This window comes from Corynebacterium sp. Marseille-P4321 (assembly GCF_903645305.1).
Taxonomy (GTDB): Bacteria; Actinomycetota; Actinomycetes; order Mycobacteriales; family Mycobacteriaceae; genus Corynebacterium.
The window spans coordinates 502,617-527,939 of the sequence record NZ_CAHJXO010000003.1 but is presented as its reverse complement, the minus strand read 5'-3'; the positions used below and the strand labels follow the sequence as shown (position 1 = coordinate 527,939).

18 protein-coding genes, 1 tRNA gene and 1 pseudogene are annotated in these 25,323 nt (G+C 64.0%); 7 read left to right on the top strand and 13 right to left on the bottom strand.

Translation table 11 applies throughout. The features are described from left to right. Window positions 1–26 precede the first annotated feature (26 nt). Complete coding sequence (locus HWX32_RS10805) at window positions 27–4,640, top strand: hypothetical protein (RefSeq protein ID WP_175935848.1); 4,614 nt, start codon at window positions 27–29, stop codon at window positions 4,638–4,640. Window positions 4,641–4,805: 165 nt separating this feature from the next. Here the strand turns inward: HWX32_RS10805 and HWX32_RS10800 are convergent, their stop codons facing one another. The 4 genes from HWX32_RS10800 to HWX32_RS10785 form a co-directional block, all read right to left on the bottom strand. Then, window positions 4,806–6,110, bottom strand: coding sequence for an ISL3 family transposase (locus HWX32_RS10800; protein ID WP_175934253.1), 1,305 nt, complete (start codon window positions 6,108–6,110; stop codon window positions 4,806–4,808). A gap of 178 nt (window positions 6,111–6,288) precedes the next feature. Continuing rightward, a complete protein-coding gene (locus HWX32_RS10795; RefSeq protein WP_175935847.1) occupies window positions 6,289–6,750 on the bottom strand; it encodes a hypothetical protein in 462 nt (153 codons plus the stop codon). Between the two features lie 54 nt (window positions 6,751–6,804). Beyond that, window positions 6,805–7,485 (bottom strand): YhgE/Pip family protein, encoded by a 681-nt coding sequence (locus tag HWX32_RS10790; RefSeq protein WP_175935846.1) that lies wholly within the window; start codon window positions 7,483–7,485, stop codon window positions 6,805–6,807. Between the two features lie 124 nt (window positions 7,486–7,609). Beyond that, window positions 7,610–8,341, bottom strand: coding sequence for a hypothetical protein (locus tag HWX32_RS10785; protein ID WP_175935845.1), 732 nt, complete (start codon window positions 8,339–8,341; stop codon window positions 7,610–7,612). 314 nt (window positions 8,342–8,655) lie between these two features. On the opposite strand from HWX32_RS10785, the gene HWX32_RS10780 reads away from it, so the two are divergent. The 5 genes from HWX32_RS10780 to HWX32_RS10760 all read left to right on the top strand — a co-directional run bounded on the left by HWX32_RS10780 (window position 8,656) and on the right by HWX32_RS10760 (window position 13,988). Next, a complete protein-coding gene (locus tag HWX32_RS10780) occupies window positions 8,656–9,603 on the top strand; it encodes a methylenetetrahydrofolate reductase (RefSeq protein ID WP_175935844.1) in 948 nt (315 codons plus the stop codon). 13 nt (window positions 9,604–9,616) lie between these two features. Then, window positions 9,617–11,881: a 5-methyltetrahydropteroyltriglutamate--homocysteine S-methyltransferase gene (gene metE, locus HWX32_RS10775; protein ID WP_175935843.1), complete on the top strand. Its 2,265-nt coding sequence runs from the start codon at window positions 9,617–9,619 to the stop codon at window positions 11,879–11,881. A gap of 82 nt (window positions 11,882–11,963) precedes the next feature. After that, window positions 11,964–12,485 (top strand): peptidylprolyl isomerase, encoded by a 522-nt coding sequence (locus HWX32_RS10770; RefSeq protein WP_075469270.1) that lies wholly within the window; start codon window positions 11,964–11,966, stop codon window positions 12,483–12,485. A 57-nt stretch (window positions 12,486–12,542) separates the two neighbouring features. After that, the gene (locus tag HWX32_RS10765; RefSeq protein WP_175935842.1) at window positions 12,543–13,211 is read left to right on the top strand and encodes a rhomboid family intramembrane serine protease; all 669 of its coding nucleotides are present in this window, start codon (window positions 12,543–12,545) and stop codon (window positions 13,209–13,211) included. A gap of 354 nt (window positions 13,212–13,565) precedes the next feature. Further along, window positions 13,566–13,988, top strand: a complete 423-nt coding sequence (locus tag HWX32_RS10760) for a hypothetical protein (protein ID WP_175935841.1) — start codon at window positions 13,566–13,568, stop codon at window positions 13,986–13,988. A gap of 204 nt (window positions 13,989–14,192) precedes the next feature. Here HWX32_RS10760 and crgA read toward each other — a convergent pair whose 3' ends face one another. From crgA to HWX32_RS10720, 8 genes are read right to left on the bottom strand one after another with little or no spacing between them, the layout of a single operon-like run. Continuing rightward, on the bottom strand, window positions 14,193–14,465 hold the full coding sequence (gene crgA / locus HWX32_RS10755) for a cell division protein CrgA (RefSeq protein WP_075469273.1): 273 nt from the start codon (window positions 14,463–14,465) through the stop codon (window positions 14,193–14,195). Between the two features lie 29 nt (window positions 14,466–14,494). Further along, complete coding sequence (gene pknB, locus HWX32_RS10750) at window positions 14,495–16,570, bottom strand: Stk1 family PASTA domain-containing Ser/Thr kinase (protein WP_175935840.1); 2,076 nt, start codon at window positions 16,568–16,570, stop codon at window positions 14,495–14,497. A gap of 2 nt (window positions 16,571–16,572) precedes the next feature. Beyond that, window positions 16,573–18,099: a serine/threonine-protein kinase gene (locus HWX32_RS10745; RefSeq protein ID WP_175935839.1), complete on the bottom strand. Its 1,527-nt coding sequence runs from the start codon at window positions 18,097–18,099 to the stop codon at window positions 16,573–16,575. After that, window positions 18,099–19,553 (bottom strand): penicillin-binding transpeptidase domain-containing protein, encoded by a 1,455-nt coding sequence (locus tag HWX32_RS10740; protein ID WP_175935838.1) that lies wholly within the window; start codon window positions 19,551–19,553, stop codon window positions 18,099–18,101. The genes HWX32_RS10745 and HWX32_RS10740 overlap by 1 nt, the downstream gene beginning before the upstream one ends. Next, window positions 19,554–20,903, bottom strand: coding sequence for an FtsW/RodA/SpoVE family cell cycle protein (locus tag HWX32_RS10735; protein WP_175935837.1), 1,350 nt, complete (start codon window positions 20,901–20,903; stop codon window positions 19,554–19,556). It abuts the gene before it with no gap. Then, window positions 20,900–22,294: a PP2C family serine/threonine-protein phosphatase gene (locus HWX32_RS11330; RefSeq protein ID WP_175935880.1), complete on the bottom strand. Its 1,395-nt coding sequence runs from the start codon at window positions 22,292–22,294 to the stop codon at window positions 20,900–20,902. Before HWX32_RS11330 ends, HWX32_RS10735 begins: the two co-directional genes overlap by 4 nt. Beyond that, window positions 22,294–22,743 (bottom strand): FHA domain-containing protein, encoded by a 450-nt coding sequence (locus HWX32_RS10725; protein WP_075469279.1) that lies wholly within the window; start codon window positions 22,741–22,743, stop codon window positions 22,294–22,296. Before HWX32_RS10725 ends, HWX32_RS11330 begins: the two co-directional genes overlap by 1 nt. Before the next feature lie 39 nt (window positions 22,744–22,782). Then, window positions 22,783–23,694 (bottom strand): DUF3662 and FHA domain-containing protein, encoded by a 912-nt coding sequence (locus tag HWX32_RS10720; protein ID WP_075469284.1) that lies wholly within the window; start codon window positions 23,692–23,694, stop codon window positions 22,783–22,785. Window positions 23,695–23,850: 156 nt separating this feature from the next. On the opposite strand from HWX32_RS10720, the gene HWX32_RS10715 reads away from it, so the two are divergent. After that, window positions 23,851–23,934, top strand: a tRNA-Leu gene (locus HWX32_RS10715). Window positions 23,935–24,057: 123 nt separating this feature from the next. On the opposite strand, the pseudogene HWX32_RS10710 reads toward HWX32_RS10715, so the two are convergent. Then, window positions 24,058–25,240, bottom strand: a pseudogene (locus HWX32_RS10710) (IS1249 family transposase). Window positions 25,241–25,323 lie beyond the last annotated feature (83 nt).

Below are 25,323 nucleotides of genomic sequence, written 5' to 3'. Positions count from 1 at the left end.
TCCCTCCAACTGTAAGGAATAAGCCGTTGAAGAACGCAAATGTAAAAAAGCGCGCGATGGCCGGACTCATCTCCGCGGCCCTCGTATCCGGTGCGACCGTTGTAGCGACACCTAGCGCGATGGCCGCTACCTTCTCGTCTGCAGCTATCGTGGACTCTTATCAGGCTCTGAGTGAGCAGGAGCTCACGCAGTTCTACTCCTACGATCCTATTGTTGGGAATCAGAAGGCTAATCAGTTCCAGAACACCTTCCTCCTGCCCACCCAGATGGGCCCGGGTTGGTGCATCGACTGGGGTTTGCCTGGCCCTTGGGATAGTGTCCCGGGTGGTTACGAGGTGCGTAAACTCACTGGGCACTCCGGCCGTTTCGGTGAAGGTCTTGGCATCAACCGCGACATTCAGCTTGCGGCGATCAACGTCACGAAGTCGTTGATCGCTGATTACCAGCAGTACGAGAAGCGGCCCGATCCCACATTGGAGTACAGGATCAGGACCCAGAACCGCATTCTGCAGGCTCTTCTCTCCAATAATCCGGGTGCACTGAACGAGATCCGAGGACACTTCTACTACGGCCAGCTCAACACCGCGATGTTCCGGGCCCTGACGGGTTTCGACATCATCTGGAAAGAGCAGGACGTCACGGGCGATGGAACCCCGAACTACGTGCTCGTAAAGAACAACAATTTCCGTACCGTCGAGGAGAACTACAACTTCGGCGAGTATGTGACAGTTCTCGTTCCGCGCAACTACAATCTGGACGTCAACCCGAAGAAGAACCCGACGGTGCAGCGCATCGTTACGATTGTGCAGCCCGGCCTCCCCGGTTTCGAGCCGAAGCCCGGCGGCGGAAAGACTGAGGTCGTCGTGGAGCGACCAGGTCAGACCGAGACCACGGTGGTGACTGAGACTCGCCCCGCCACGAAGACGACGCAGACCATCACCGAGGCTCCGCGGACGGTTACCGAGACCTACACTCACCCTGTAGTGACAGTCACCGAGCGCTCTACGCTTCCCACCGTGACGCGAACCACCCGGGTCACTCGTCCTGTGACCGTTGAGACGAAGACGGTTACACCGTCGCCGGTGACCAAGCACGTGACCGTCACCGAGACGACGCCGGCTGTGACGAAGACGATCACCGAGATTCCGCGTCCATACATCACCCGTGAGACCAAGACGGGCAAGCCGACGACTGTTACCGAGACGGTCTCCGATGTGCCCGTCGTGGTGACTAAGCCTGCGTCGACAGTGACTGCGACGCGTTGGTCCACGCCTACCCGCACCCAGGTTGTCGATGTCCCAGCCACCACTGTCACCGAGACACGGACCGTGACCCCGGCTCCGGTGACGTCCACCCGCGAGGTCCAGATCACCGAGAACTACTACACCGAGAAGGTCTACGAATCGGTGAAGGAAGTTGAGGAGTTCTACTACTTCGCTGGCTTCTCCCAGAACGATAATTCCAAGATCATCGAGGTTCCGGGAGCGGTTAAGGGCTCGTGGACTTTCGAGATTATCCGGGGCGGGGAGATCGTTGACGTTGAGCGCACCGACGACGGCAAGCTGGAGATCAAGCCGAAGTCCGGGTTCAAGGGTGAGGGCGACGTTGAGCTCCTGATTACTGATAGCGAAGGCAATCAGTACATCTACCGCATCAAGGTCTCCGACACCATCAAGGTAGAAACACAGACCAACGTCAAGGTCAACAACTTCTTCTACACCATCAACCCGGATTCGCAGGACCGCGTGAAGGTCATCAAGAAGAACCGGGGCGATCGTGTCGAAGAACCCGTGTACATCGATGCTGATGGCAACGAGCACCAAGTCTTGCCTGGTGGCCTCGAGGTTAAGCAGGACGAGAATCAGGTCAAGATTGAGGTAACTGAGCCTGAGCTGCGCGGCCAGGTGATCGTGAAGATCACCGAGGAATCCGGCAACGTCCGCGAGAACATCGTTACCATTGAGAACACGACCTCGAAGTTCGACGTCACGCGCGAGATTCTGAGCACGTCTTCCGCCGTTATTGAACGCCGCGGTGGCACGTACCGGATTATTTCGGGTGAAGACAAGGTCACAGTCACCGAGGGCGACAACGACACTTGGGTGATCAAGCCTAAGGACGCCAACACTGAGGGCGAAGTCGTTATCGAGTTCACCGATAACAATGGTGTCCGCTACCACTACACCCTCGTGATCCAGAAGGATCTCAACTCCGGCCCTGTGATTCGCGAGTACTCGATCGAAACGACCGATACGGTGAACATCGAGCGCCGCGACGAGTGGGTATACAAGGTTATTAGCGGAGACATCGATGTAACCGATGGCCGGGGCAAGATCGACGGTAAGGAAGGCGACGTCTGGGCGGTTAAGCCACGCGACGGCTACACCGGTCAGGCAATTGTCCACATCCTTGACAAGAAGACTGGTGCCCTCATTGGAGTGTGGAAGCTCGACGTCAACCCGAGCCGCCAGGATAACAACTTCGACACCGATAAGCGTTCCCGTGAGGTCCTGGACCGCGCGATCGTCGACATTTTCCGTGGTAGCGACAAGCTAGAGCCCCTTAATCCGGGTAGCGGTAGAACCGAAGCGAACCTGCGCCCGCGTAACAGGCTCCGGTTCGACGTTGACAACCCGCAGGAGACGTATAAGGACATCATCGACTTCGACAGGTCGACCCTGGGTGAGGGCGACTGGAAGCTCCGTTTCAAGGAGGGTGCTGAAGGCGAAGTCACTGTCGTCGAGGAGCAGCTTTCCTTCCACGGCAACCCCAATGGCGAGTACAAGTCGATCGTGAAGTACACCTACAAGGTGTCGCCGGCTCCGGTTCGTAAGATGGAGTACGACATCACTTCGGACAACACCCTCGACCTCACCGGCACGAAGCTGCGTTTCAAGGACAAGGAAGCCGCCAAGAATCTCGTTGCTGAGAATACCGATCTGAGCGACGACAACGCGGTTCTGAAGCTCGACTTCAAGTACGGTGCTAACGGAACCCTGGTAATCGAGAACCGCACTGAGGACGGCTTCCTCTTCGAGGAATACACCATCAATGTGAAGCCGGGCAGAAACTCGAATGTCAAGCCGCTTGAGCGCGTGATGACTTGGAACTCGACCGCTCGCATCCCTGGTAGCACGGACGACGAATACCGCATCAAGGAAGGCGCGGAATTCATTGAGATTACTCGTGATCAGGCGAACAACCAGTTCGTCATCACTGGTAAAGAGGGCAAAACGGGCACGGCTGTAATTGAGGTGAAGGACGCACGTGGTGTGTGGGCGGAATACCGTCTCACCATCAAGGAACCTGCGAAGGGCGAGCTGACCTACCAGGTTGCCACGAACTCTGAGTTCCGTGCGACCATCGTGAACGACAAGCACACGTTCACGCTCGCTGAGGGTAGTACGCACTTCAAGACGCCGAGCCGCGAAGGCAACGATTGGGTGCTGCAGCCCAAGGAAGGCGCCGCGGGCAACTACGGCATCGTCCACGAAACTGATGAGAACGGCAAGGTAATTAACCGTTACCGGATCAACATCGTCGAAGGTAAGTCGCGCAAGATCCACGAACAGCGTTCGATCATCCCGGTCGGTGGGTACACCGATATCCCGAAGATGCAGAACGGTGGCAAGTTCGAGGTTGTCACGGGCGGCGAATACGTCACTACCGAAACGGTGGACGGCACCTTCCGCGTCAACGCGAAGGAGGGTACCGAGGGCAAGCTGGTCCGTGTCGAGGAGCGGGATGACAACGATCGTGTGCTGCGGATGGTGTTCCTGGAGATTGTCCCCGCAGGTATCGCGCAGTCCGGACAGATTGCTCCTGGCCGTGTGAACGGTACGAACGTTGATTTGGCGGAAGTCGACATCGTCCAAAACAACAACAACGACATCACGATCAACTTCCCGGACGACATCGCGGACCTCATCCTGACGCGGGGCGCTGAGAAGATCCGGGAGATTGAAAGGACCGGCAACGGCCTCATCCTGAAGCCGAAGGGTGATGAATCGGGTGAGGTCGGATACGTTGTGGTGGACCACGGTGGCAACCAGTCCTACCAGCGCACCTTGACCATCACGATCGAGGATAAGACCACGCAAAATACTGGTTCTGGCTCCAGCGAGGACCTCGGCAAGTGCCTCGGTGCGCTCGCAGGCGCGCTGTCGCCGCTGCTGCTGCTCATCCCGGTGGGCATCCTGGCTCAGGTGCAGATTCCGGGCCTGGAGGGCGTGTCCGCTCAGGTCAACGCCGCGATCCGCGAGGCCAACGACTACATCCAGCGTGGTCTTGGCATCTACGACCGTGAGCGTGCTGAGCGTGCGGCTCAGGCGCAGGGTGCGTTCAACGTTCAGGTGGTCAACCCCGAGTTCATCGGTCTGGCCGCTGGTACGCTCGGCGTCATCACTTACGGCCTGCTTGTAGCCGACGCGGTTCTGCGCGCCTGCGGTGCTGGCGAGTACACCTCCTCCTACCAGATTGGTAAGGCACTGGATAACGAAACCCTGATGGGCGGCTCGTCCGGCGAGATCCCGACGGAGAGCCCCAAGAAGGAGAAGACGGATAAGAAAGGCTCGAAGTCCGAGACCAACGTGTCGGTCGAGCTCAACGGCAACACTGTTGCTGAGTCCACGACCAAATAGGACAGTCGACCGCGTTAGGTAGCCTGTTTGCGACACCCGCTGGGAGCAATCCCGGCGGGTGTTTCGCGTTTCGCCAGAGTTACGGCGTCGCGAGCGCGCCGCGGGTGGGCGGCCTCAACGAATGCGAAACCCCCGTCCCAGCTGCCATAACAGGCTCTTCGCGTTTTAGAGTGCGTTGATCTTGGGTTGCAGGCCTCCGGAGTGGATCAGGCACCGCAAGATGTAGTGGTTGATGTTGCGGAACCCGAGTGCGATGCCGCGCAGGTGCTCAAGGCGCCCGTTGATGGCTTCGACCGGGCCGTTGGAGGCGCCGATGTCGAAAAATGCGAGGATGTCGGTGCGCCGCTTGTGCAGGCTGCGCCCGAGTTGGGCAAGCTCCGTTAGCCCGGCTTGACGAAGCCCGCGCAGCCTGTCGATTAATCTGCGCATCTTGGTTTTCGCACGCCGCTTATTCGGGTCGTCGTAGCAGTCGATGATCTCTTGGTACACCAGCCATGTTTCTTGCAGCACGGCGTAATCGTCATCGTAGTTGAACAACGCATCCAGGCGATGTTGCTGCTCGCCGGTTAAAAGGTCGATGCGGGTGAGCATGGTGCGACGGTTCTTATACAAGGGGTCGTTGGTTCTACCGCGCCGACCATAGGTTTCACGCTGCAACCGCTGCCTACACGAGGTGACTTTGTCGCCAGCAAGACGCACCACATGAAACGGATCCATCACCCGCGTAGCCTGCGGAAGCGCCTCATCGGCTGCGGTGGCGTAGCCCTGAAACCCATCCATGGTGATCACCTCCACCTGGTCACGGAACGCCTTCGGGCGTTGGTTGATCCACCTGGTGAGCACGTGCGCACTTCTGCCCGGTATGACATCAAGCAACCTGGCGGGTTGACCGGTGTGCTGGTGGGTCATATCCACGATCACGGTGACGAACCCACCGCCAGCCGCACGCCGGTTGTGGGCCCATTTGTGCTCATCAACCCCGATGATGCGCACCCCAGCCAAATGGTCGGGGTCAGCGACGAGCTCCCTGGCCATAGAAAGAGCCAAATCGCATGTCAACTGCCAGCCGATACCGAGTGCCTTGGCGGTGGCGGCAACACTCATCCGGTCGATCGCTAAACGCTGTAGGATCCAGCGCACCACCCGGTGGGTGACCTTCGAGCGGTCATCAGCACATGCAAGAGAAGCCCGGAAGACCCTCTTCGGGCACACCTGGTTGGTGCACACATACCGCGGCAGGCGCACCCGCAGCTTCGTGGGAAACCCGACGACAGGCAAATCCACCAGTTCACGGTGGGCGTGATCGCGCAGCACACCAGGCCGGTCGCATGCGGGGCACGCGTTGATCGGGGCGAGAGCTTCGCACTCGATGACGGTGCACTCATCGTTGTGCGCGGCATTCGTGATCGCCAGGCCGAGCTCCGCGGTGCGGCAAATGGTGTCGGCGACGATGTTGGAACTAGGCTGCATCGCAGGGTCCTTGTTGTGTTGTGGATTGGCTTGAACACCTACATCCTTAACGCAGCAAGGACCCCCATATCTTGTGCCACACCCCAGGGGCCTAGAAACAACCTACGCACTCCCAATCACGAAGAGCCCCATAACAGTGTGAACGGGGGCAGGTTAGAGCGCGTTCCAGCGCCCGAGTTTACTTCCGTGGCAGGGCGGCCAGGGCCACACCGGTGCCCAGCAGCCACACGTCCTTACCAAGGGCCTTGCCCTGGTCGGACGGGCGGATGCCATCGGCCTCGGTGTTGTCCGGGTCGCCGAAGTACATCGTGAGCAGACCGGCACCGAACGTCGCGAGGCTCACGCCTGCGAAGCGGTTGGACACGAACGGTGCGAGCAGCAGCGCGCCGAGGGCGGTCTCGCCGGAAGCGAGCGCCTTCGCGAAGGTCTCCGCGTCGAACTCCTTCGCCGCCGGGATGCCGGTGGAGGCCATGTCGCGCAGGCCTTCTGCGCCTTCCTTGTCTACGCCGAACTTACCCAGGCCGGAGTTCAGGATGTATAGGCCCGTCGGCACGCGCAGCGCGCCAGAGGCGACCTTGAACTTCGCCTTGTCCTGCTTGGTGAACACGGAGGAGGGGATGAGCTTCAGGGGGTTGAACATGCTATTGGTGTCCTTTCGATTGGTCATAGCAGTAAGCCCCGCCCATGGTAGTGGCTAAACAGAAATCTCCGGGTGCAGGTGCGACTTCAGCATACGGCGGCGCAGCCACAACGCCGTGGTAGATAGTGCAAAAGCGAGCACCGAAACCACGGTGAGGTAGGCGACGGCCTGCCACATGCGCGGGTCGTAATCAGAGGTGGAGAACAGGCCGTAACGCACCAGATCCACCGAGTAGCGCATCGGGTCCCAACTGTGCACCCACTGGATGAAGTCCGGCTGCACCTCCGGGGGATAAACACCGTTCGAGGCCACAAGCTGCAGCGACATGAGCGCCATCGCGGCCAAACGGCCGGGCGCGGGGCCCAGCACCGTATTCAGCGCCGTCACCGCGTTGACAAACACCCAGTCGATGAACACCAGCACCGCGAGCATCGCCCACGGGTGCGTCGGCTCCACGTCCAGGATGAACAGCTGCACGATCCACAGCGCCACCGACTGCAAGAAACCGATAATCAGCGCGGGCAGGATCGTGTGCAGGTGCGCGCGAATCGGGTGCGTGCCCGAATCCACCGCGCGCTGCGACCACTGCGGGTACACCATGAACGTGATCAGGGCGCCGAAACACAGCGACAGCGAGAGGAAGAACGGGCTCAAACCCTTACCGAAGGTGGTGTGGCTGTCGCCCACGTTGTTCGTCACCACCGACTGGGAGGCCGCGCGGATCGCCTTGTCCAAACGCTCGCCGTCCCAGCTCGGGGCTTCGTCGGCGCCGTCGGAAAGCTTCGTACGAGACCGCCTCGTGCGGCACCTGATGGCGGGGTGGCGCGAGGCGGTCTAGTGGGGCAGTAGGGGGTCGGGCTTACTTGTCCTTGTTGCCGCCGGTGGCCTTGCGCTGGTTGTCGTCGAGGGTATCAAGCGTGCTCAGGCCCTCGCGGCCGAGATCGGTGGTGCCGGTGGTGTCGTCGATAAGCTCGTGCTTGCCGCCGACGTCGGCCGGGTGCACGCCGCCGTCCTCGATGCCGTCGGTGCGTCCGGCCTCACGTGCGGCGGCCTCGCGCGCGTCCTCGGTACGGGTGGAGTAGACCAGCGTGGAGGAGCCGTTCGCTGCCTTCTCCTCACGGGAGGGCGCCGGCTTGTAGGTGTCGGTGTCGTCGCCGTCAAGCTTGTCCTTCAGCAGGAACTCCCAAAGCGCCCACGCGCCACCGGCCACCGCGCCGAGGCCGAGGGTCCACTTGAAGATGCTGCCGATGGTCGACGAGCCCTTCTTCTTCTTCGCATCTGCTTCCTTCAGCAGCTCCTCGCGGTACTTTTTGCGCGCCGGGGCGGTGGCGGCGAAGTTCGCGCGGCGGCGGTCCAGGCGGTCGTGCATGTCGCGGGTGATGTCGCCGGCATTGGCGCGCGCTGCGCCGAAGAGGCGCTCGAGCTCCTCCGGTTCGAGATTGTCGTGCAGGTCGTCGAGGCTGCCGTCGCTCTTCAGGTTCTCCAGCAGGGATGAGTAAATCTCGCGCTGCTGCTTCTGGTCGTTCTTGCGGAAGTACTTGTAGGTCTCGTTGGCGCCCTTGGCGAGGGCGAGGACGGTCGCGGGCTTCATGGTGTGCTCCTTCATTGATTGCAGGTTTTGTTTTGCGTTGAACACCACCGAGGGTAGCGAAGCGCGCCGGGGCAAGCCCGGACCAAGCGTTACGCCGAAGTGGACCAAGCTGTTCATTTTCCGGATTAATATTCACCTGTAGCAACCGTGCAACCAGCGCCAACGTGGGCAAATCGGGTGGGCTGATTGTGGCGCCACAACCGCCTTAATAGATTTCAAAGAGCCGTACGACAGCCGCTTTGACACGCGTTTTGTCACCGCGTTTTGTCACAGTGTTTCTTACGGTGCATTACCCGCCGAGTGAAAGGTCCGCCATGTTCGAAGTTGCACCTTCGACGCGGCTTTCCGCCTCGGCACCTCTCGACCGGGAGGACACGTCACCGCTCATCCGTCGCCCCCGGCCCCGGCCGCGCACGGCGTTGAGCTTCGAGCTCATCCCGCCGCGCAACGACAAGGACGCCGAGAAGCTCGACGCGCTGATCGCGGGGCTTGCCGCGTACCAGCCGGATTACGTCTCGGTGACCAGCTCGCAGCGCAGCGAGTGGCTCGAGGGCACCGCGGCGCTCATCTCCCGCATCGCGGACACCACGGAGCTTCGCACCATCGCGCACCTCGCCTGCACCGCGGGCACGCGCGATGAGCTTGCCGAGTGGATTCGCACGCTTATCGACGCTGGCGTCCGCGGCTTCCTCGCGCTGCGCGGGGACTTACCTGAACAAGGGCTGCCGGACGGTTACCTGCGCCACGCCACCGATCTGCTCAACCTCATCCAGGATGTGCAGGAAGAAGAGGCGTACCGGCTCGCCGCCGGCAAGCTCGCCCTCTCGGTGGCCTGTTACCCGAAGGGGCACGAGGAGTCGCGCAGCTTCGACCACGACCTGGACGTGCTGCTGACCAAGCAGCGCCTCGGCGCCGACTTCGCCATCACGCAGCTGTTCTTCGAGGCCGAAGACTTCCTCAACTTCGTGGAGGTCGCCCGGCTTGCCGGTGTGCGCATCCCGCTCATCCCCGGCATCATGCCGATGACCTCGCTGAAGCGGGTGCAACGGATGGGTCAGCTTTCGGGGATTGAGGTGCCTGAGCGCGTCGAAAAGCAATTGCTCCAAGCCGCAACCCCGGAAGAGGAATACGAGGCGGGCATGCGCATGACCGCCCAGCTAGCCCAGGATATCCTGCAAGCAGGAACCGGCGGGCTGCACATTTACACGCACAACAACCTCGACGTCACGCGGGACTTTTTGAACCGCATCGGTATTCATTAAATAAAGGACAACCATGACTGCATTCCCCAAAGCCACCATCGAGGGCTACCCGCGCATCGGCGCGAACCGCGAGCTCAAGCGCGCACTGGAAAGCTACTGGGCAGGGCGCATCGACGCCGACGCATTCCGCTCCGCCGCCCACGCGCTGCGCGTGAACAACTACAACCACCTGCGCGACCTGGGCCTGACCGAGGACTACGCCATCCCCGCCGACGTCGCGCTCTACGACCCGGTGCTGGAGACCGCGCTCACCGTCGGCCTCGTGCCGGGCGGGGTTGACCTGGACGAAGAGTTCGCGCTCGCCCGCGGCAACGACACCCGCGTGCCGCTGGAGATGACCAAGTGGTTCGACACCAACTACCACTACCTCGTGCCGGAGATTTCGGCAGGCCAGGAGATCAAGGCGGTGCCGGAGCGCGTGCTGCGCATCGTGGAGGAAGCCCGCGAGGCCGGCCACAAGGTGCGCCCGTACCTCGTTGGCCCGGTCACCCTCATCGCGCTGTCCAAGCCGGCCGAGTGGTCGCTGCTGCCCGCGCTGGTTGAGGCCTACAAGGAGGTCTTCGCCGCGCTGAAGGACGCAGGCGTGGAATGGGTGCAGGTTGCGGAGCCGGCCGTGGTTGCCGACTTGTCCACCCCGGACGCCGACATCGCCGCCCGCCTGCGCGAGGCCTGGACCGAGCTGCTCGGCGCCGAGGCCCGCCCGAACGTGTACCTGACCACCCCGTACGGCTCCGCGCGCGAGGCCCTGCCGGTGATTGCCGAGCTGAAGCCGGAGGCCGTGCACGTCGACCTCGCCCCGTGGACGCTGGAGGCCGACGACAGCTACGCCCAGCGCGTGCGCGCCCAGATCCCCGCCGAGACCCACCTGGTCGCCGGGCTTATCGACGGCCGCAACGTCTGGGCCGCCAACCTCCGCGAGCGCACCGAGGTGCTCGAAACCCTCGGCCGCTCCGTTGCAGACGGCACCGTGTCCGTGTCCACCTCCACCTCCCTGCAGCACGTGCCGCACACCCTGAAGGCGGAGCGTAACCTGCCGGTCGAGGTCGCCCCGTGGCTGTCGTTCGCCGACGAGAAGCTCGCCGAGATCCAGGCGCTCGTCGCCGGCGCGGACGAGGCCGTCGAGGCGTTCGCGCAGTCCGACCGCGCCGTGCGCACCCGTGCAGAGTCCACCACCATCCACAACGAGGCAGTGGTCAAGCGCGTCGCCGAGCTGCCGGAGGGCGCTGTGGAGCGCCAGCCGTCGTTTAGCGAGCGCAACCAAGTCCAGCGCGACACCCTCGGCCTGCCCGCGCTGCCGACCACCACGATCGGCTCCTTCCCGCAGACGCAGGAAATCCGCAAAGCGCGCGCCGATCACCGCGAAGGCACCCTGACCGACGAGCAGTACCAGGAGGCGCTGCGCACCGAAATCAAGCAGGTCATCGAGCTGCAGGAAGAGATCGGCCTGGACGTGCTCGTCCACGGCGAGGCGGAGCGCAACGACATGGTGCAGTACTTCGCAGAGCTTCTCGACGGCTTCGTCGTCACCGAGAACGGCTGGGTCCAGTCCTACGGCTCCCGCTGCACCCGCCCGCCGATCGTGGTCGGCGACGTCTCGCGCCCTGAGGCGATGACGGTCGAGTGGTCCGCGTACGCGCAGTCCCTGTCCGAAAAGCCGGTCAAGGGCATGCTCACCGGCCCGGTGACCATCCTCGCCTGGAGCTTCAAGCGCGACGACGTGCCGCTTTCCGTCTCCGCCGACCAGATTGGCGTCGCGCTTGCCGACGAGGTGCGCGACCTGGAGGAAGCCGGCATCAAGGCCATCCAGATCGACGAGCCGGCGCTGCGCGAGCTGCTGCCGCTGCGCGCCGACGACCGCCCGGCCTACCTCGACTGGGCCGTGCGCGCGTTCCGCCTGGTTTCCTTGCAGGCGGAGCCGTCGACGCAGATCCACACCCACCTCTGCTACTCCGAGTTCGGCCAGATCATCGACGCCGTCGCCGCCCTCGACGCCGACGTGACCTCCATCGAGGCCGCCCGTTCCAAGATGGAGCTGCTCGAGGACCTCGACGAGACCTTCCACTCCGAGATCGGCCCCGGCGTGTGGGACATCCACTCCCCGCGCGTGCCGTCCACGGAGGAGATGGTCGGCCTGATCAAGGCGGCGCTTGAGAACGTGCCGACCGAGCGCCTCTGGGTCAACCCGGACTGCGGCCTGAAGACCCGCGGTTACGCCGAGGTAGACCCGTCGCTGCGCAACATGGTCGCCGCCCGCGACGAGGTGGTCGCCGGGCTGTAGCCGGTTCGGGGTTGGGGCGGGCGAGCCCAGGGAAAACAACGCGCAGCCCCCACCCGGCCCCAACGCGCGTACCCTGGAACCCATGACTCAGAAGACACAGACTATGACTCTGCACACGAACCACGGCGACATCGTGATCGATCTCTTCGGTAACCACGCGCCGAAAACGGTCGAGACGATCACCGGCCTGGCCACCGGCGAGCGCGAGTACTCCGCGCAGAACGCGTCCGGCTCCAACGAGGGCCCGTTCTACGACGGTGCGATTTTCCACCGCATCATCCCGGGCTTCATGATCCAGGGCGGCGACCCGACCGGCACCGGCACCGGCGGCCCGGGCTTCCAGTTCGCGGACGAGTTCCACCCGGAGCTCACGTTCGACCGCCCGTACCTGCTGGCTATGGCGAACGCGGGTCCGGGCACGAACGGCTCCCAGTTCTTCATCACCGTGGACGCCACTCCGTGGCTGAACAACCGCCACACCATCTTCGGCGAGGTGACGGATGAGGCCTCGAAGAAGGTTGTCGACGAGATCGCGAACGTGCCGACCGGCCGCATGGATCGACCGGTGGAGGACGTGGTGATCGAGTCCGTCGAGATCGCCTAGGCGTCAATTTGAAGGTGGCCCCCGTTGTGTGCGGGGGCGTTTTCGTCGATAAGCAAAATGCTCAAGAACGTACTTCGGGGTGCGCCCGCGACGACTGCGATTGCCGCGGTGTGCACCCTTGTGTTTGTGGTGGCGGCGCTGCAGGCGCACTCGATTTCGGATGTGGTGTGGGATTCGGCCGCGGGTTCGGCGACGGTGCTGTGGGGCCCGCTTGTCGACGGCCCCGGGTACCTGCGCGTTCTCACCAGCGGTTTCATGCACCTGGATATCACGCATCTGTTCCTGAACATGTTCATGCTCGTGCTCATCGGCGCCGAGGTGGAGCGTTTCGTGGGCACGGGGCCTTACGCGGTGGCGTATGTGGCGGGGGTGTTGTGGGCGTCGGCGGCGGTGCTGGGCTTTAACTTTATGGTGCCGACGGCGGGCGCGTCGGGGGCGTTGTACATGCTCATGGCGGTGTTGGTCGCAATTGCTTGTCGACGATCAACCGACCTGCGCGCACCCCTCGTCCTGGTGGCAGTCAATCTGGTGTACACGTTTATGGCACCGTCGGTGTCGCTGTGGGGGCATTTGGGCGGCCTGGCGGCAGGGGCGGCGATGGGGTGGCCGCTGACCTCGCCGAATGCGCGCACGCGGTGGGTGGCGGCTGGGGTGTCGCTGGTGCTGGCGTGCGTGGTGGTGTGGGGGTTGACCATTCCGTCGGTGGCGCCGGTGTACTTCATGTGACGCTGTGGGTTATCCACACGAGTTATCCACAGAGGTTATCCACAATGTGGAGAATTACAGCGGTGTGCTTACCCGAACGGCTCGCCGAACACGGTGAGCGACACGCCGAGATGTACTGCGATGTTCGAACCGTGAACCGGACATCGGGGTGGCCTGTGGAAGTAGTGCACAGAGTTATCCACAGGTGTGGAAAGCACGCCCAACTCTTTTAGACGGTTGAAACCCCCGCCCGGTTCCCTCCCGGCTGCGCATGAAGATGCGCATCCAAGGTCTTCCCCCGCGCCTTGTGCGCTGGATAGCGTCAAGCTTGCCAATACGGGGCTCGCTCACACACGAAACAGGGGGAAATCGAGCATGAAATTCAAAACTTACCGGCTGCACTACGACACCGAGGTCTTCGACGTGGACGCGTTCCTCGAGGCCTATGAGTGGCTTGATGAGGGGTTTGATGAGGATGAGCTCGCCTCGCACGACTGCTTCCGCGAGGACTCGCTCTGCGTCGGCGTAATCGTGGTCAACGTGCCTGAAGGGGACGAGGAGGTTGAGGCGCAGGTCTCCATGAGACGACCCGAATCGCCGAATGCCCCGGACTGGTACGGGCCCGACGAGGCATTGCAAGTAGGCCGCGAGCTCCGGCGCATGATCAGGGACGACGGCAACGGCGGGATTGAAATCCTCCCGCCACACGACCCGTGCCTCGACCTCGAAGAGGGTGACATCGTGCGGGCGTGCAGCTTCGGCGAGGCCACCCTTATGGCGATGGGCGAAGACGCTTAACCCGCTCGCAACGGCGCATGGTGAAGCGCAGGATCAAGGCGCTGAAGAAGAAACTTGAGGCGATTGTGGTCGGGCGCGCGCCGGGGACGGAGCTGTGGTCCGAACTGGCGTAGGTCATGGGCCCACAGTTCAGCACGGTCGCGCTTCCCTCAGTGGAGGCGGAGGATATCGACGAGGCGATCCGCGCGGCGGCTAAGCAACTAGCTAGCGCCAGCCCATCGTCATAAGCAGGCCGAGGATCATCCCGGCGAAACCGATGGCGTAGTTCCAGGGGCCGAGCTGTGCGAGCCACATGATTTGGTCGCCGGCGATGTAGTAGAAAATCAGCCACGCCAGGCCGAGGATCATCAGCCCGAACATGATCACCTTGTACCAGGTGGGGGTGCCGCCGGTGTTCACCTTCACCGGGGTGCGGGACGCGCCGGTGGAGGTGCTGGTTACCGGGGTTGCGTCTTTGGTTACTTTTGCCTTGGGCATGTCACACTCCGTTTGTTGCTGTGTTGCGGTTACAGACCTAACCCGCGCCGGACATCGCGAAGAGTATTGCCCGGGTTCTGTGGCACGACTGTATCAGCCTGGCCGCCAGCTGCGTTATTTTGTGGCAGGAGGGCACCAGCGTCGAACTTCCACAGGTTGTAGCCGATCGCTTGGTCGCGGCGGATGGTGTCGCCGGCGGGGATTTGCTGGTGGCCGATCTTGCCTTCGTCCACAAGCGCGCCGGTGGGCACCGTGGGGCCTGCAACGAGGCGGCCGTTCCAACCGGCGTCGCGCATGGCCTGGTCGGCCTCGGTGGGGGTCATGCGGGTGATCTGCGGCATCGTCATCAACATGCCGTTGGACACGCGCAGCTCGACGGTGGTGCCTTTCTCCACGTCGGTGTTCTCGCCGGCCACGGCCAGCACTTCGCCGTCGGGGCGGGCGGAGTCGACGTGGGTGACGGTGGCGCGCAGGTTCAACGACGACAGCGTCGCGGTGGCCTGCTCCACGTTCAGCCCCACGAGCGACGGCACCTGGATCATGTCCGGCCCGCTGGAGACGGTGATGGAGATGCGCGAACCCTTCGCAATCTGGGTGCCGCCAACGGGCTGCTGGCCCAGGATGATGCCCTCCGGGATGTTGGAGTCGGACTCGCGGCGCACGTTCGGGTTGAGCTCCAGGCCAGCCTTCTCCAGCTCCTCCATCGCCTCTTCTGTGGTGAGGTTAGTGATGTCCGGCACGTCTGTCATCTCCTTGCCGGATGAGACGGTGACGGTGATCAGGGTGCCTTTCTGCAGCTCAGAGCCAGCGGCGGGGTTGGTGGAAATCACATCGCCGCGGCGGAAGTCCGGGCTGGGCGCCTCGGAGACGGAGACCTGGAAGCCCAGGCCTTCCAGCTCGGCGACGGCTTCAGCACGCGGCTTGCCGGCAACCTCCGGCACCACGATCATGGCTTGCTGCGCTGGCTGTTCGGCCGGCTCGTCGCCGGAGAAGTAGTCGTACGCGAACCACCCGAGCGCGCCGACGAGCACGAGACCGAGCAGGGCGGCGAGCCACTTCATCCAGGTGGTGTCGCGCGCGGTCTTCTCGTTGGCGCGGCGGTGGTCTTCGTAGCGGGTGTGCTCGCCTTCGGCCGGGGCCTTCGCCTCCCTGCGCACCGGGGCCGCCGCAGGCACCGGTTGGCCTGCGATGACGGTGCGGTCGGTGGCTTCCTCGGCGGCCGCGAGGTGGGTGCGGGCGGCGTTGGTCACGCTGCCGCGTTCCAGGAGCGCGAGGTCATCGCCCATCTCGAGGGCCGTTTGGTAACGGTCGTCCGGGTGCTTCGCCATCGCGGTGAGGATGACGGAGTCGATGTTCACTGCCTCGTTGTCCGACAGGGTCACGCCGAGCTCGTTGATAATGCGTTCCGACGGCGGGACTGGGTCTTCCTGCACGTGCTGGTAGGCGACCGCAAACGGTGATTCGCCCTCGAACGGCGGCACACCCGTGACGGCCTCGTACATCACGCAGCCGAGCGCGTAGATGTCGCTGCGGGCGTCGGCGGCCTTGCCTCGTGCCTGCTCAGGGGAGAGGTACTGGGCGGTGCCGATGACGGCGGAGGTTTGCGTCATGGCGGAGGTGGAATCGTCCAACGCGCGGGCGATGCCGAAATCCATCACTTTCACGGCGCCCGTGTTGGTCACCATGATGTTGGCGGGTTTGATGTCGCGGTGAATGATGCCCGCGTCGTGGCTGGCCTGCAGCGCGCGGGTAGCTGGCTGCAGCAGCGCGGCGGCGCGCTCGGGGCTCAGCGGGCCCTCGTTGCGCACGATGTCGCGCAGGTTGAGGCCCATGACTCGCTCCATGACGATGTAGGGCACGTCCACGCCTGAGGTCTCCACGGACCCGGTGTCGTAGACCGAGACGATGTTCGGGTGGTTGAGGCGGGCGGAGTTCTGGGCTTCTCTGCGGAAGCGTTCGCGGAAGCTTTCGTCCCGCGCCATGTCGAGCTTGAGCATCTTCACAGCCACCTGGCGCCCGAGGGTGACGTCGGTGGCGGCGTAGACGTCCGACATCCCGCCGGTACCGATGACGTCGCCGAGTTCGTACCGGTCCGCGATCAACATTTTTACCTGCCACCTCCGAGCAAGTTCTCAAGATTCGGCAATTCTAGCCCAGGTGCAGGCGCCGGGGTGTCTTGCGGTGCAGGAGCGGGCGCGGGTGTGCTCGGGGCAGGAGCAGGCGTATCGACGACCGAAGGTTCACCCGGCTGCTCCGGGGCAGGCGCGGGCTGGCGCTCGGGCGGCTCGACGAAGCTCACGGTGCCGGGTGCGTGCCGCTCGGTGACGGTTTCGCGCTCGCGGGCCGGCTGCTCCGGCTCAGCGTTCCCCGTCTCCGGCTCGATGACCTCGGTCTCAGTAACGGTGGTCGGGGTCTCCGACGTGGTGGTCGGAGCTGCGCCGCCTCCGCCGAAGCGGTCGAACACGCCGGCGGTGTACGCCCACGCACCGGCCATGGCCAACAACGCGAGGAACAACACCGTCGCGATGATGGGCCCGGCCTTCGCCCCGCCGCGGTCCTCCGGCGCGGGCGCGGGCCGCTCCGCAGGAACCGGGGCGGCGGCGCGTGACGGGATGGGTTGGGGGGCGGGAGCTCGTCGAGAAGCAACTGCCCGTGCGGCAGACGGCGGGTACGCGCCCTCGGGCCGGGAGGTGCGCTCGTCCGCGACTTGGGCGAGCATCTGCGTCGACGCGGTCGGCGAAGGCTCGGTGGCCACCACCTGGGTGTGCCCGCCGGGCTGTGCGGGGCGCAGGCCCTGGCGCACCTGTGCGGTGGCGAGCTGCAGCTCGTTGCCGTCGCGGAAACGGTTGGCCGGGTTCTTGCGCAGCGCGATCTCGATCAGCTCGCGCGCCGGGGCGGACACCGAAATCGGTAGGGCCGGCGGCTCTGCGGACACGTGGGCGAGGGCCACCGACACCGAGGAATCGCCGGTGAAGGGGCGCTTGCCCGAGAGCATCTCGTAGCCCACCACGCCAAGCGAGTACACGTCGGACGCGGCGGTCACCTGGAGGCCCTGCGCTTGTTCGGGGGAGACGTACTGGGCGGTGCCCACCACCATGCCGGTGCGGGTCAGGGGCACCGCGGAGGCGGCCTTCGCGATGCCGAAGTCGGTGATCTTCACCTGCCCGTTCTGCGTGATCATGAGGTTGCCCGGCTTGATGTCGCGGTGCACCAGCCCCATTCGGTGGATCACGGCGAGCCCGTGGGCGGCCTGCTCCAGCACGTCCAGCGCCAGCGGTTCCTCCAGCTGGCCTTCGCGGGCGATGAGGTCGGCGAGCGATTCGCCGCGGATGTACTCCATCACGATGAAGCACACGGTGAAGCCTGCGGGCGATTCCACCTCGCGGTAGTCGTAGGTCGCCACGACGTTGTCGGAGTTAATTCCCTGGGCGCTCAAGGCCTCGTTGCGGAAGCGCTCGAGAAACTCTTGGTTGGAGGAGAACTCGGGGCGCAGCACCTTGATGGCCACTTCGCGTTCGTTGGCCACGTCGTCGGCGAGCCACACGGTGGACATGCCTCCGTGGCCGATGATCCACTGCAGCTGGTAGGTGCCGCCGACTAGCTCCTGCAGGTCGTCGCGGTTTTCGGTGTTCATCACTCGTCTCCTTCCGGTGCGGGTGCGGCCGGGGCTGCGCGAAGGATCGCGCGGCCGATCGGGCCCGAGACTTGGCCGCCTGTTGCGGCGTCGCCCATGTTGCCGCCGTTTTTCACCACGACGGCCACAGCTACGTCTTTGCCAGGGTCGAAGGCGACGTACCAGGTGTGTGGGGCGGCGCCTTCGGCGTGCTCGGCGGTGCCGGTTTTCGAGGCGAAGCCGTTGCCGTCGTAGCCGAAGGTCCAGCGCTCGGAGCCGAACATAAGGTCGCGGATGGTGGCGGCCTCCTCGGGCGAGATCGCCTCATTGAGCTCGGTGGGGTTGGTCTCGCTGACGGTCTTGCCTTCGGCGGTGCGCACGGCGCGCACGATGTAGGGGGCCATGCGTTTCCCGTCGTTGGCCACGATGCCGGCCATCACCGCAGCTTGCAGTGCCGTCATGGTGACGTCGCGCTGGCCGATGGCGGACTGGCCCACCTCGGGCGCGCTGGGCAGCTCGCCCAGGGAACCTGCCGCGGTGGGCAGGCCGAGGTCGTAGCGCGCGCCAACCCCGAACGCGTCGGCCGCTTCGCGTAGGCCGTCTGCCCCGACGTCGAGGCCCATCTGCACGAACGCGGTGTTGCACGACAGGGCGAACGCGGTGCGCAGCGGTACTTCGCCGCCCCCGCCGCAGGCTTGTCCGCCGTAGTTGGTCAACGGGATGTCGGTGCCCGGCAGGATGATCTGCGCGTCGCCGGTGAGCATGCTGTCCGGGGTGTAGCCGGCGCGCAGGCCGGCGGCGGTGGTGATGATTTTGAAGATCGACCCCGGCGGCAGCTGGTCTTGCGCCGCGTGGTTGAGCAGCGGCTTTTGCGGGTTGTTGTTCACGTCTGCCCAGGCGCCCTCGGCGGAGGCGGGGTTGGTGATCAGGTTTGGGTCGTAGGACGGCGCGGAGGCCATCGCGAGCACTTCGCCTGACGACGGGCGCAGCGCCACTACCGCCCCCTCATAGCCCGGGCCTGCGAGCTGGTCGAACGCGAGCGCCTGCAGGTTTGGGTCCAAGGTGAGCTCGACGGTGTTGCCCTTCGGCGATTCCTCGAGCCCCGTGCGCAGGAACCGCGAGGACGTGCCGGTATCGCCGGCGAGCTGACCGTTGTAGCCCGCCTCGAGCTGCCCGGTGCCGTACTGGTCGGACACGTAGCCGAGCACAGGCGCGAACGAAAGCGGCATGTTGGGGTAGCCGCGGTGGTAGAAGCCGTCGTCGTCGCGGAAAGACTCGGCGAGCACAAGGCCACCATCCGGCCCGGCGGTGATGTTGCCGCGGTTGACCTGCTTGAGCTCGATGACGGTACGGGCGTTGCGCGGGTCCTGGGCGTACTCGTCCTCGCGCATGCCTTGGACGATGGAAAAGTTCACAAGCAGCGCCACGATAAGCAAAAGCGCCATCATGGAGCCTTGTCGGAGGGTCTTGTTCATTTACGCTGCCACCTCCGCACGCCGGGAAGGTTTGCGCAAGGCGGTCGCGTCGAACTCGGCGGGTCGGTTCGCGCTGTTGGAGATGCGCAGGAGCAGCCCGAGCAGGATGTAGTTCGCCATCACGGCGGAGCCACCCGCGGACATGAACGGTGTGGTCAGGCCGGTCATGGGCAGCATGGAGGAGATGCCACCTGCGACCACGAAGATCTGGATCGCAATGGTGAGCGCAAGGCCCGAGGCAAGCAGTTTGCCGAAGGTGTCGCGCACCTGCAGCGCGGCGCGGAAGCCGCGGGTGATGAAGATGGCGAACAGGCACAGCACGGCGGCCACGCCGATGAAACCGAGCTCCTCGCCCAGTGCGGCGAGGATGTAGTCGGAGTGCGCCACCGGCACCATCTCCGGGTGGCCGTAGCCCAGGCCTACGCCGGTCATGCCGCCCCAGGACAGGCCGAACAGCGCCTGCGAGGGCTGGTAGCCGAAGGATTCGAAGTTGGCCAACGGGTCGATGACGTTGGCAACCCGGTTCTGGATTTTGTCGCTTACCCGGTACACCCCGTAGCCGCCGACGGCGACGAGGCCGAGCCCGATGAGTAGCCAGGAGGTACGCCCGGTGGCGAAGTACACCATGCCCAGCACGGTGGCGAAGAGCAGCAGCGCGGGGCCGAAGTCGTTGGACACGGCCATGATCACGATGGCGATGCCCCACACCACCAGAATCGGCGCGAGGTCGCGCAGGCGCGGGAACGTCAGCCCCAGGAAGCGCTTACCGGCCACGGTGAACAGGGCGCGCTTCTGCGCGAGGAGCTGCGCAAAGAAGATGAGCAGCAAAATCTTGGAAAACTCGCCGGGCTGAATGGAAAACGGCCCGAGGTAGATCCAGATGCGCGCCTCGGCGTCCGGCGGCTGCGGCCACACCAGCGGCAGCGCGAGCAGCACGAGACCCAGCAGGCCCAGCAGGTACGCGTACCTGGACAGCGCCTTGTGGTCGCGCACGATGATTAGGGTGAGCACCATCAAAACCACGCCCACCAGCGACCACATCATCTGGCGTTCGGCCAGCGGGCCGTACTCGGGGCGCTCGGCCAGGTCAAGGCGGTAAATCACCACCAAGCCCAGCGCGTTGAGCAGCGCGACGACGGGCAACAACACCTGGTCGGCGTAGGGGGCGAGGTAGGCGATTGCCACGTGCGCGATCGCATATACGCCGATGAACCCGCCGACGAGGTAGAGCATTTCAGTGGTCAGGGTGCGCCCTTGGCTCATTTCCAGCCCGAAGAGCATGAGCAGCAGAAGGCCGGTGGCGCACAGCAGCAGGAACAGTTCGCGGGTGCGGGAAGTAAGTCGGCTCATCGCGCCTCCCGGCAGGCGTTTTTGTCGGGCGTTTGCTTATCGACGCACACCGGCAGCGCCTCATCCGCCAACTCGTTGAGCCGACCGAGGACTGCGTCGTACGTGCCGCGGGCGCCGTCGTCAAGCGATTGCTCGATGCTGTTGCGCTCCTCTTTTGGCAAATCCTCCAGCCCGAAGACGTGGCAGTCACCAGGGGTGTCTTCTTTCGCGATGACGCGCAGGTCGCCCTCATCCGTCAGGCATGCGTGCTGCAGCGCCTCGACCTCCGCGTCGGCGAACGGGTTCGGGCGGTGCTCGTGCTCGATGACGAACTCGCCGTCATTATCCACCGTGAGCGCGTAGGAGTCCTCGCCGCGGGATTGCATCCACATCAACCCGGAAAACACCAAGACGATGGCCAGCAGCAACGCGCCGATCACCCAGGGCCACACACCTTTAGCGCCTTTATCGGCCTTGGCGGGAGTGTGAGCCTCCTCGTCGTCGGCGGCCGGTTCCTCGGCCGTGCCTGCCGCGCCCGCGGAAGCACCGGTGTCGCGCCGGGTATTGGGCTGGATGGTCTCGGACTTGCGCAGGAGTGCGGCCGCGCGGGAGGCGGAAGAATCCGGGTGGGTCGGCTCGTAACCGGGGGCGAGCGCGCCAACCTTCGCAGGAGCCGACGATTCAGCGACAGCGCCTTCGGGCACCTCGACCACCTCGGCGATGACCACAGTGACGTTGTCCGGCCCGCCGGAGCGCAGCGCGAGCTCAACCAGGCGCTGCGCCGCGAACTCAGGCGTGCCGTCGCCAAGCGCGAGCGCAATGGTCTCAAACGTCACAGGGTCCGAAAGTCCGTCGGAGCACAGCAGCACGCGGTCGCCCGGGCGCGCCTCGATCAGCTCGAGGTACGGCTCCACCTCGCGGCCCGTGTACGCCTTCAAAATGAGCGATTTCTGCGGGTGGGTGGACACGTCCTCGGCGGCGAGACGGCCCTCGTCCACCAGCGACTGCACGAACGTGTCGTCTTTGGTGATCTGGCGCAGCTCACCGTCGCGTAGCAGGTACCCGCGCGAATCGCCGACGTGGATGAGACCGAACTGCGCGCCGTTGAACATCAGCGCGGTCAGGGTGGTGCCCATCCCGTTTTGCTCGGGGTGCGCCGCCACCGATTCGGCGATGGCGGCGTTGGCATCCTCCGCCCCGGCGCCCAGCAGCGCGAGCATATCCGCGTCGCCGGGGTCGCGGTCGAGGTGTTCGAGGTGCTCCACCATGAGCTGGGACGCGACCTCGCCGGCGGCGTGGCCTCCCATACCGTCGGCAAGCACAAGCAGGTGAGGCCCTGCGTATGCCGAATCCTCGTTGTTGCCGCGCACAAGGCCGCGGTCCGAGGCGGCGACGAAGTTCAAGCCCAACATCACGGCATCAACCTCACAATCGTGCGTCCCATCTTCATATCTGTGCCCACCGACACCCGCTCTGGCTGGTCGATGCGCACGCCGTTGACAAACGTGCCGTTGCGGGAGTCGAGGTCCTCCACGAACCACTCGCTGCCCCTGCGGAACAGGCGCGCGTGGCGCGAGGACGCGAAGTCGTCGCCCAGCTGGAAATCGTTGTCTCCTGCCCTGCCTACAGTGAAGTCCTCCAAGCTGGCAACTTCCATGTGGGAGCCTTTCAACGGCCCCTCAATTACCGCAAGGCTCCGGGCTTTTTCCCTGGCGACGGGGGCAGAAGCACTTGCTTGGCGACGCACGGCTCCCGCCGCCGCCACCACATCCTTACGCTGGGACCACAACACCAGCAGGATGAACACCCACATGAGCGCAAGCAGGCCGAAGCGCGCACTGAGAATAACCGCAGAATCCATCTCGCTCCTTCAAATACCCGGCTGGTGAATGTAGGCCCGCTAGGGGCGGAAGTACTCGGTGCTGGGGTGGGACACCGAGTCGGTGAACTGGGGCTGCGCGTCAGCCTGCGGGGCCGCGGCCTGCGGGGCGACAATACGCACCTCGATGTTGGAATGGCCGAGGGTGATCACGTCACCGTCAGCGAGCATCCAGTTATCCACCGGCTCGTCGTTCACCGTCGTGCCGTTGGTGGACTGTAGATCCACCAGCACGGCCACCTGGCCGTCCCAGGTGATCTCCGCGTGTTGGCGGGAGACCCCAGTGTCCGGCAGACGGAAATCCGAGTCGTTGGAGCGGCCCAGAATGTTGGAGCCCTCGTGCACCAGGTAGCTGCGCGAGGAACCGTCCTGGAGCAGCAGGCTCACCGTGGGCGCGCCTCCAGCCGCCGGCGGTTGTGCCGTGGGTTCGGCTGGTGCGTTCGGTTGTGGTTCGGACATTGCATCCTCCTGTGCTTGCGTGCGTGAGGCGCGGTGCTTGCCCTTGGGGCGTTTCGGCTCTGCCAAGATGGCGTCGAAGCCGCTCACCACGTCCGGCATGGTGTCGATGTAAGACGACACGCGGAGCTGGCCTGTGCGCAGCCCCGACTCTTCCGCGATACGCACTACGGCAGGACCGTCGATAAACCAGTCCTGGTTGCGTACGTAGCGCGTGAGTTGCTCGGCGAGGTCCGCGGGGAGATTCCTGTGTTGGGAGAGGTTTTCCAGGTCCTTGGAGGACACGCCGACCGCGTACACGTTCGGCGCCACGTACTCGTCCTGGTCGGTAACCACCAGCGAATCCTGGGCCTCCTGCTTGATCAATTCCTCGATCTCCGCAGGCACCACTTTGCCGCCGAACACCGCGGCCATGGAGTTATCCAGACCGCGCTGCAGGGAGCTGTCCAGCTTCGCCAGCTTGTCCATGAACGCCATCTTCTCGCGCACCTCCTTTCCTCACATGCAGATTCTATGTAGCTCAGACAGTATAAATGTCTCCCCGACGTGAACCTAGACGGATGCTGTAAAAGTCGTCTTGAACTGCCGGTTTGTGGTCTTCGCAGAGGCGGGCTTATAGTGTTCAAGTCGCCCGCCCGGGTGGCGGAATTGGCAGACGCGCTGGCTTCAGGTGCCAGTGTTCGCAAGAACGTGGGGGTTCAAGTCCCCCCCCGGGCACAACCGGAAGGCCCGTCGCACACTGTGCGGCGGGTCTTTGACTTACGTGTCGTCCCCTCGTGCTAGTTATTACTTGCAGGGTTAAACGACAAAATGTGTGTCTGACTCCGGCGTGTCGCGGGGTTAGATGTGGCCTTTTCGGATGCCGATTGAGTGTGTGTAGTTGGTGTCGATAGCGTTGTCGTAGAGGGCTGGTCGTCGAAGTTTCGTGGTCGGCTTGGTTCTCGTTGTGGGTCAGGGTGGATACTTTGGCGAGTTGGTCCTGGCCCCAGTTGGACTGCCTGGCGATCTCAACAGGATCGTCAGGCAGTTCCGTTTTCAGATACAGCCACCACTCCAGCATCCGACGCTGATGCTCCCCGGATCTGCCGCGGTGGGTGCGGGCCAGCAGTTTCAGTTGGGCGTTGATGCCGCCTTCCAGGCTGTTGGTGGTCGATTTGATCCGGCTGACATCGAGCACACTGTCGGGTGGGTCGAGGTAGACGAACAGCAGTTGGTTGCGCCAGAGGTGGTTGAGACTGTTGTAGGCCTTGCGCACGTTGGCGTGTGTCCACTCGCGTGTCCACGCGCCGGTTTTCGGGTCTTTGGTCAGCGTCTTTTGATCCATCCAGTCGCGGTAGACGTTTCCGAACTCATGTAGTTGCACACCCCATTGAGCTGCTTGATCCAAGGTGGTGATTTTGGTGAGGTTGAGCGCGAGTTGGTAGATCGCTCGTCCTGCTTCGGTGCGCGGTCGTGATGTGGTGTAGCGGCGCACGACGCGTTGGGCGTGAACGAGACAGCGTTGGATTTTGGTTGTGGGCCAACATTTCTTGATGGCGCTGGCTGCGCCTTGTCCGCCGTCGATGACAGCGATTAAGGGTGCGGGGATGCGCTCGAGGAGTTGTTGGTAGGCGTGGGTGGTTTCGTGTTTGCACCAGTGCCAGGCGATGACGTGATCCAATGTGGCGGCCACGATGAGGCACCCGCTGGCGGTGTAGGTGCCGTCGATGAAGATCTGGTCGTAGATACGCCCGTCGTGTCCGATGGTGGGATCAGGCACGTCGATAAGCCAGAACGGTTCAAACCTGCGTTGTAGGGTGCGCGGGCGGTAGCCGAGTTTATCGGCAGTGGTTTCCAAGCTTTCACCACTGGTGACGTGGGCGATGAAGGCATCAAAAGCGGTCTTGTTTGAGATGTCTGGGCGTCGTTTTGTGGTGGAGGCGCCGCCGGTTTTGCAGCGCCACCTCGCCCGGTGTGCTGTGGTGCGTCCGTTACGTTTCATTTCGCCGCCGCACACGCTGCAGCGGGGTCGGTTCTTTGGCATTGGTTAATGCCACCACCGGCCCGTAGCACATCACCGGCACCACACCGAGGATTTACGGCTCAGAGGACAGATATAAGCCCAGC

What these genes read in the sequence shown, in the direction of transcription:
- HWX32_RS10800 (WP_175934253.1), bottom strand. Translation starts at nt 6,110, where the DNA reads ATGCAGCCTAGTTCCAACATCGTCGCCGACACCATTTGCCGCACCGCG.
- HWX32_RS10735 (WP_175935837.1), bottom strand. Translation starts at nt 20,903, where the DNA reads ATGAGCCGACTTACTTCCCGCACCCGCGAACTGTTCCTGCTGCTGTGC.
- HWX32_RS10745 (WP_175935839.1), bottom strand. Translation starts at nt 18,099, where the DNA reads ATGAACACCGAAAACCGCGACGACCTGCAGGAGCTAGTCGGCGGCACC.
- HWX32_RS11330 (WP_175935880.1), bottom strand. Translation starts at nt 22,294, where the DNA reads ATGTTGGGCTTGAACTTCGTCGCCGCCTCGGACCGCGGCCTTGTGCGC.
- HWX32_RS10795 (WP_175935847.1), bottom strand. Translation starts at nt 6,750, where the DNA reads ATGTTCAACCCCCTGAAGCTCATCCCCTCCTCCGTGTTCACCAAGCAG.
- crgA (WP_075469273.1), bottom strand. Translation starts at nt 14,465, where the DNA reads ATGCCCAAGGCAAAAGTAACCAAAGACGCAACCCCGGTAACCAGCACC.
- HWX32_RS10725 (WP_075469279.1), bottom strand. Translation starts at nt 22,743, where the DNA reads ATGGATTCTGCGGTTATTCTCAGTGCGCGCTTCGGCCTGCTTGCGCTC.
- HWX32_RS10765 (WP_175935842.1), top strand. Translation starts at nt 12,543, where the DNA reads ATGCTCAAGAACGTACTTCGGGGTGCGCCCGCGACGACTGCGATTGCC.
- metE (WP_175935843.1), top strand. Translation starts at nt 9,617, where the DNA reads ATGACTGCATTCCCCAAAGCCACCATCGAGGGCTACCCGCGCATCGGC.
- HWX32_RS10780 (WP_175935844.1), top strand. Translation starts at nt 8,656, where the DNA reads ATGTTCGAAGTTGCACCTTCGACGCGGCTTTCCGCCTCGGCACCTCTC.
- HWX32_RS10785 (WP_175935845.1), bottom strand. Translation starts at nt 8,341, where the DNA reads ATGAAGCCCGCGACCGTCCTCGCCCTCGCCAAGGGCGCCAACGAGACC.
- HWX32_RS10770 (WP_075469270.1), top strand. Translation starts at nt 11,964, where the DNA reads ATGACTCAGAAGACACAGACTATGACTCTGCACACGAACCACGGCGAC.
- HWX32_RS10720 (WP_075469284.1), bottom strand. Translation starts at nt 23,694, where the DNA reads ATGGCGTTCATGGACAAGCTGGCGAAGCTGGACAGCTCCCTGCAGCGC.
- HWX32_RS10740 (WP_175935838.1), bottom strand. Translation starts at nt 19,553, where the DNA reads ATGAACAAGACCCTCCGACAAGGCTCCATGATGGCGCTTTTGCTTATC.
- HWX32_RS10760 (WP_175935841.1), top strand. Translation starts at nt 13,566, where the DNA reads ATGAAATTCAAAACTTACCGGCTGCACTACGACACCGAGGTCTTCGAC.
- pknB (WP_175935840.1), bottom strand. Translation starts at nt 16,570, where the DNA reads ATGTTGATCGCGGACCGGTACGAACTCGGCGACGTCATCGGTACCGGC.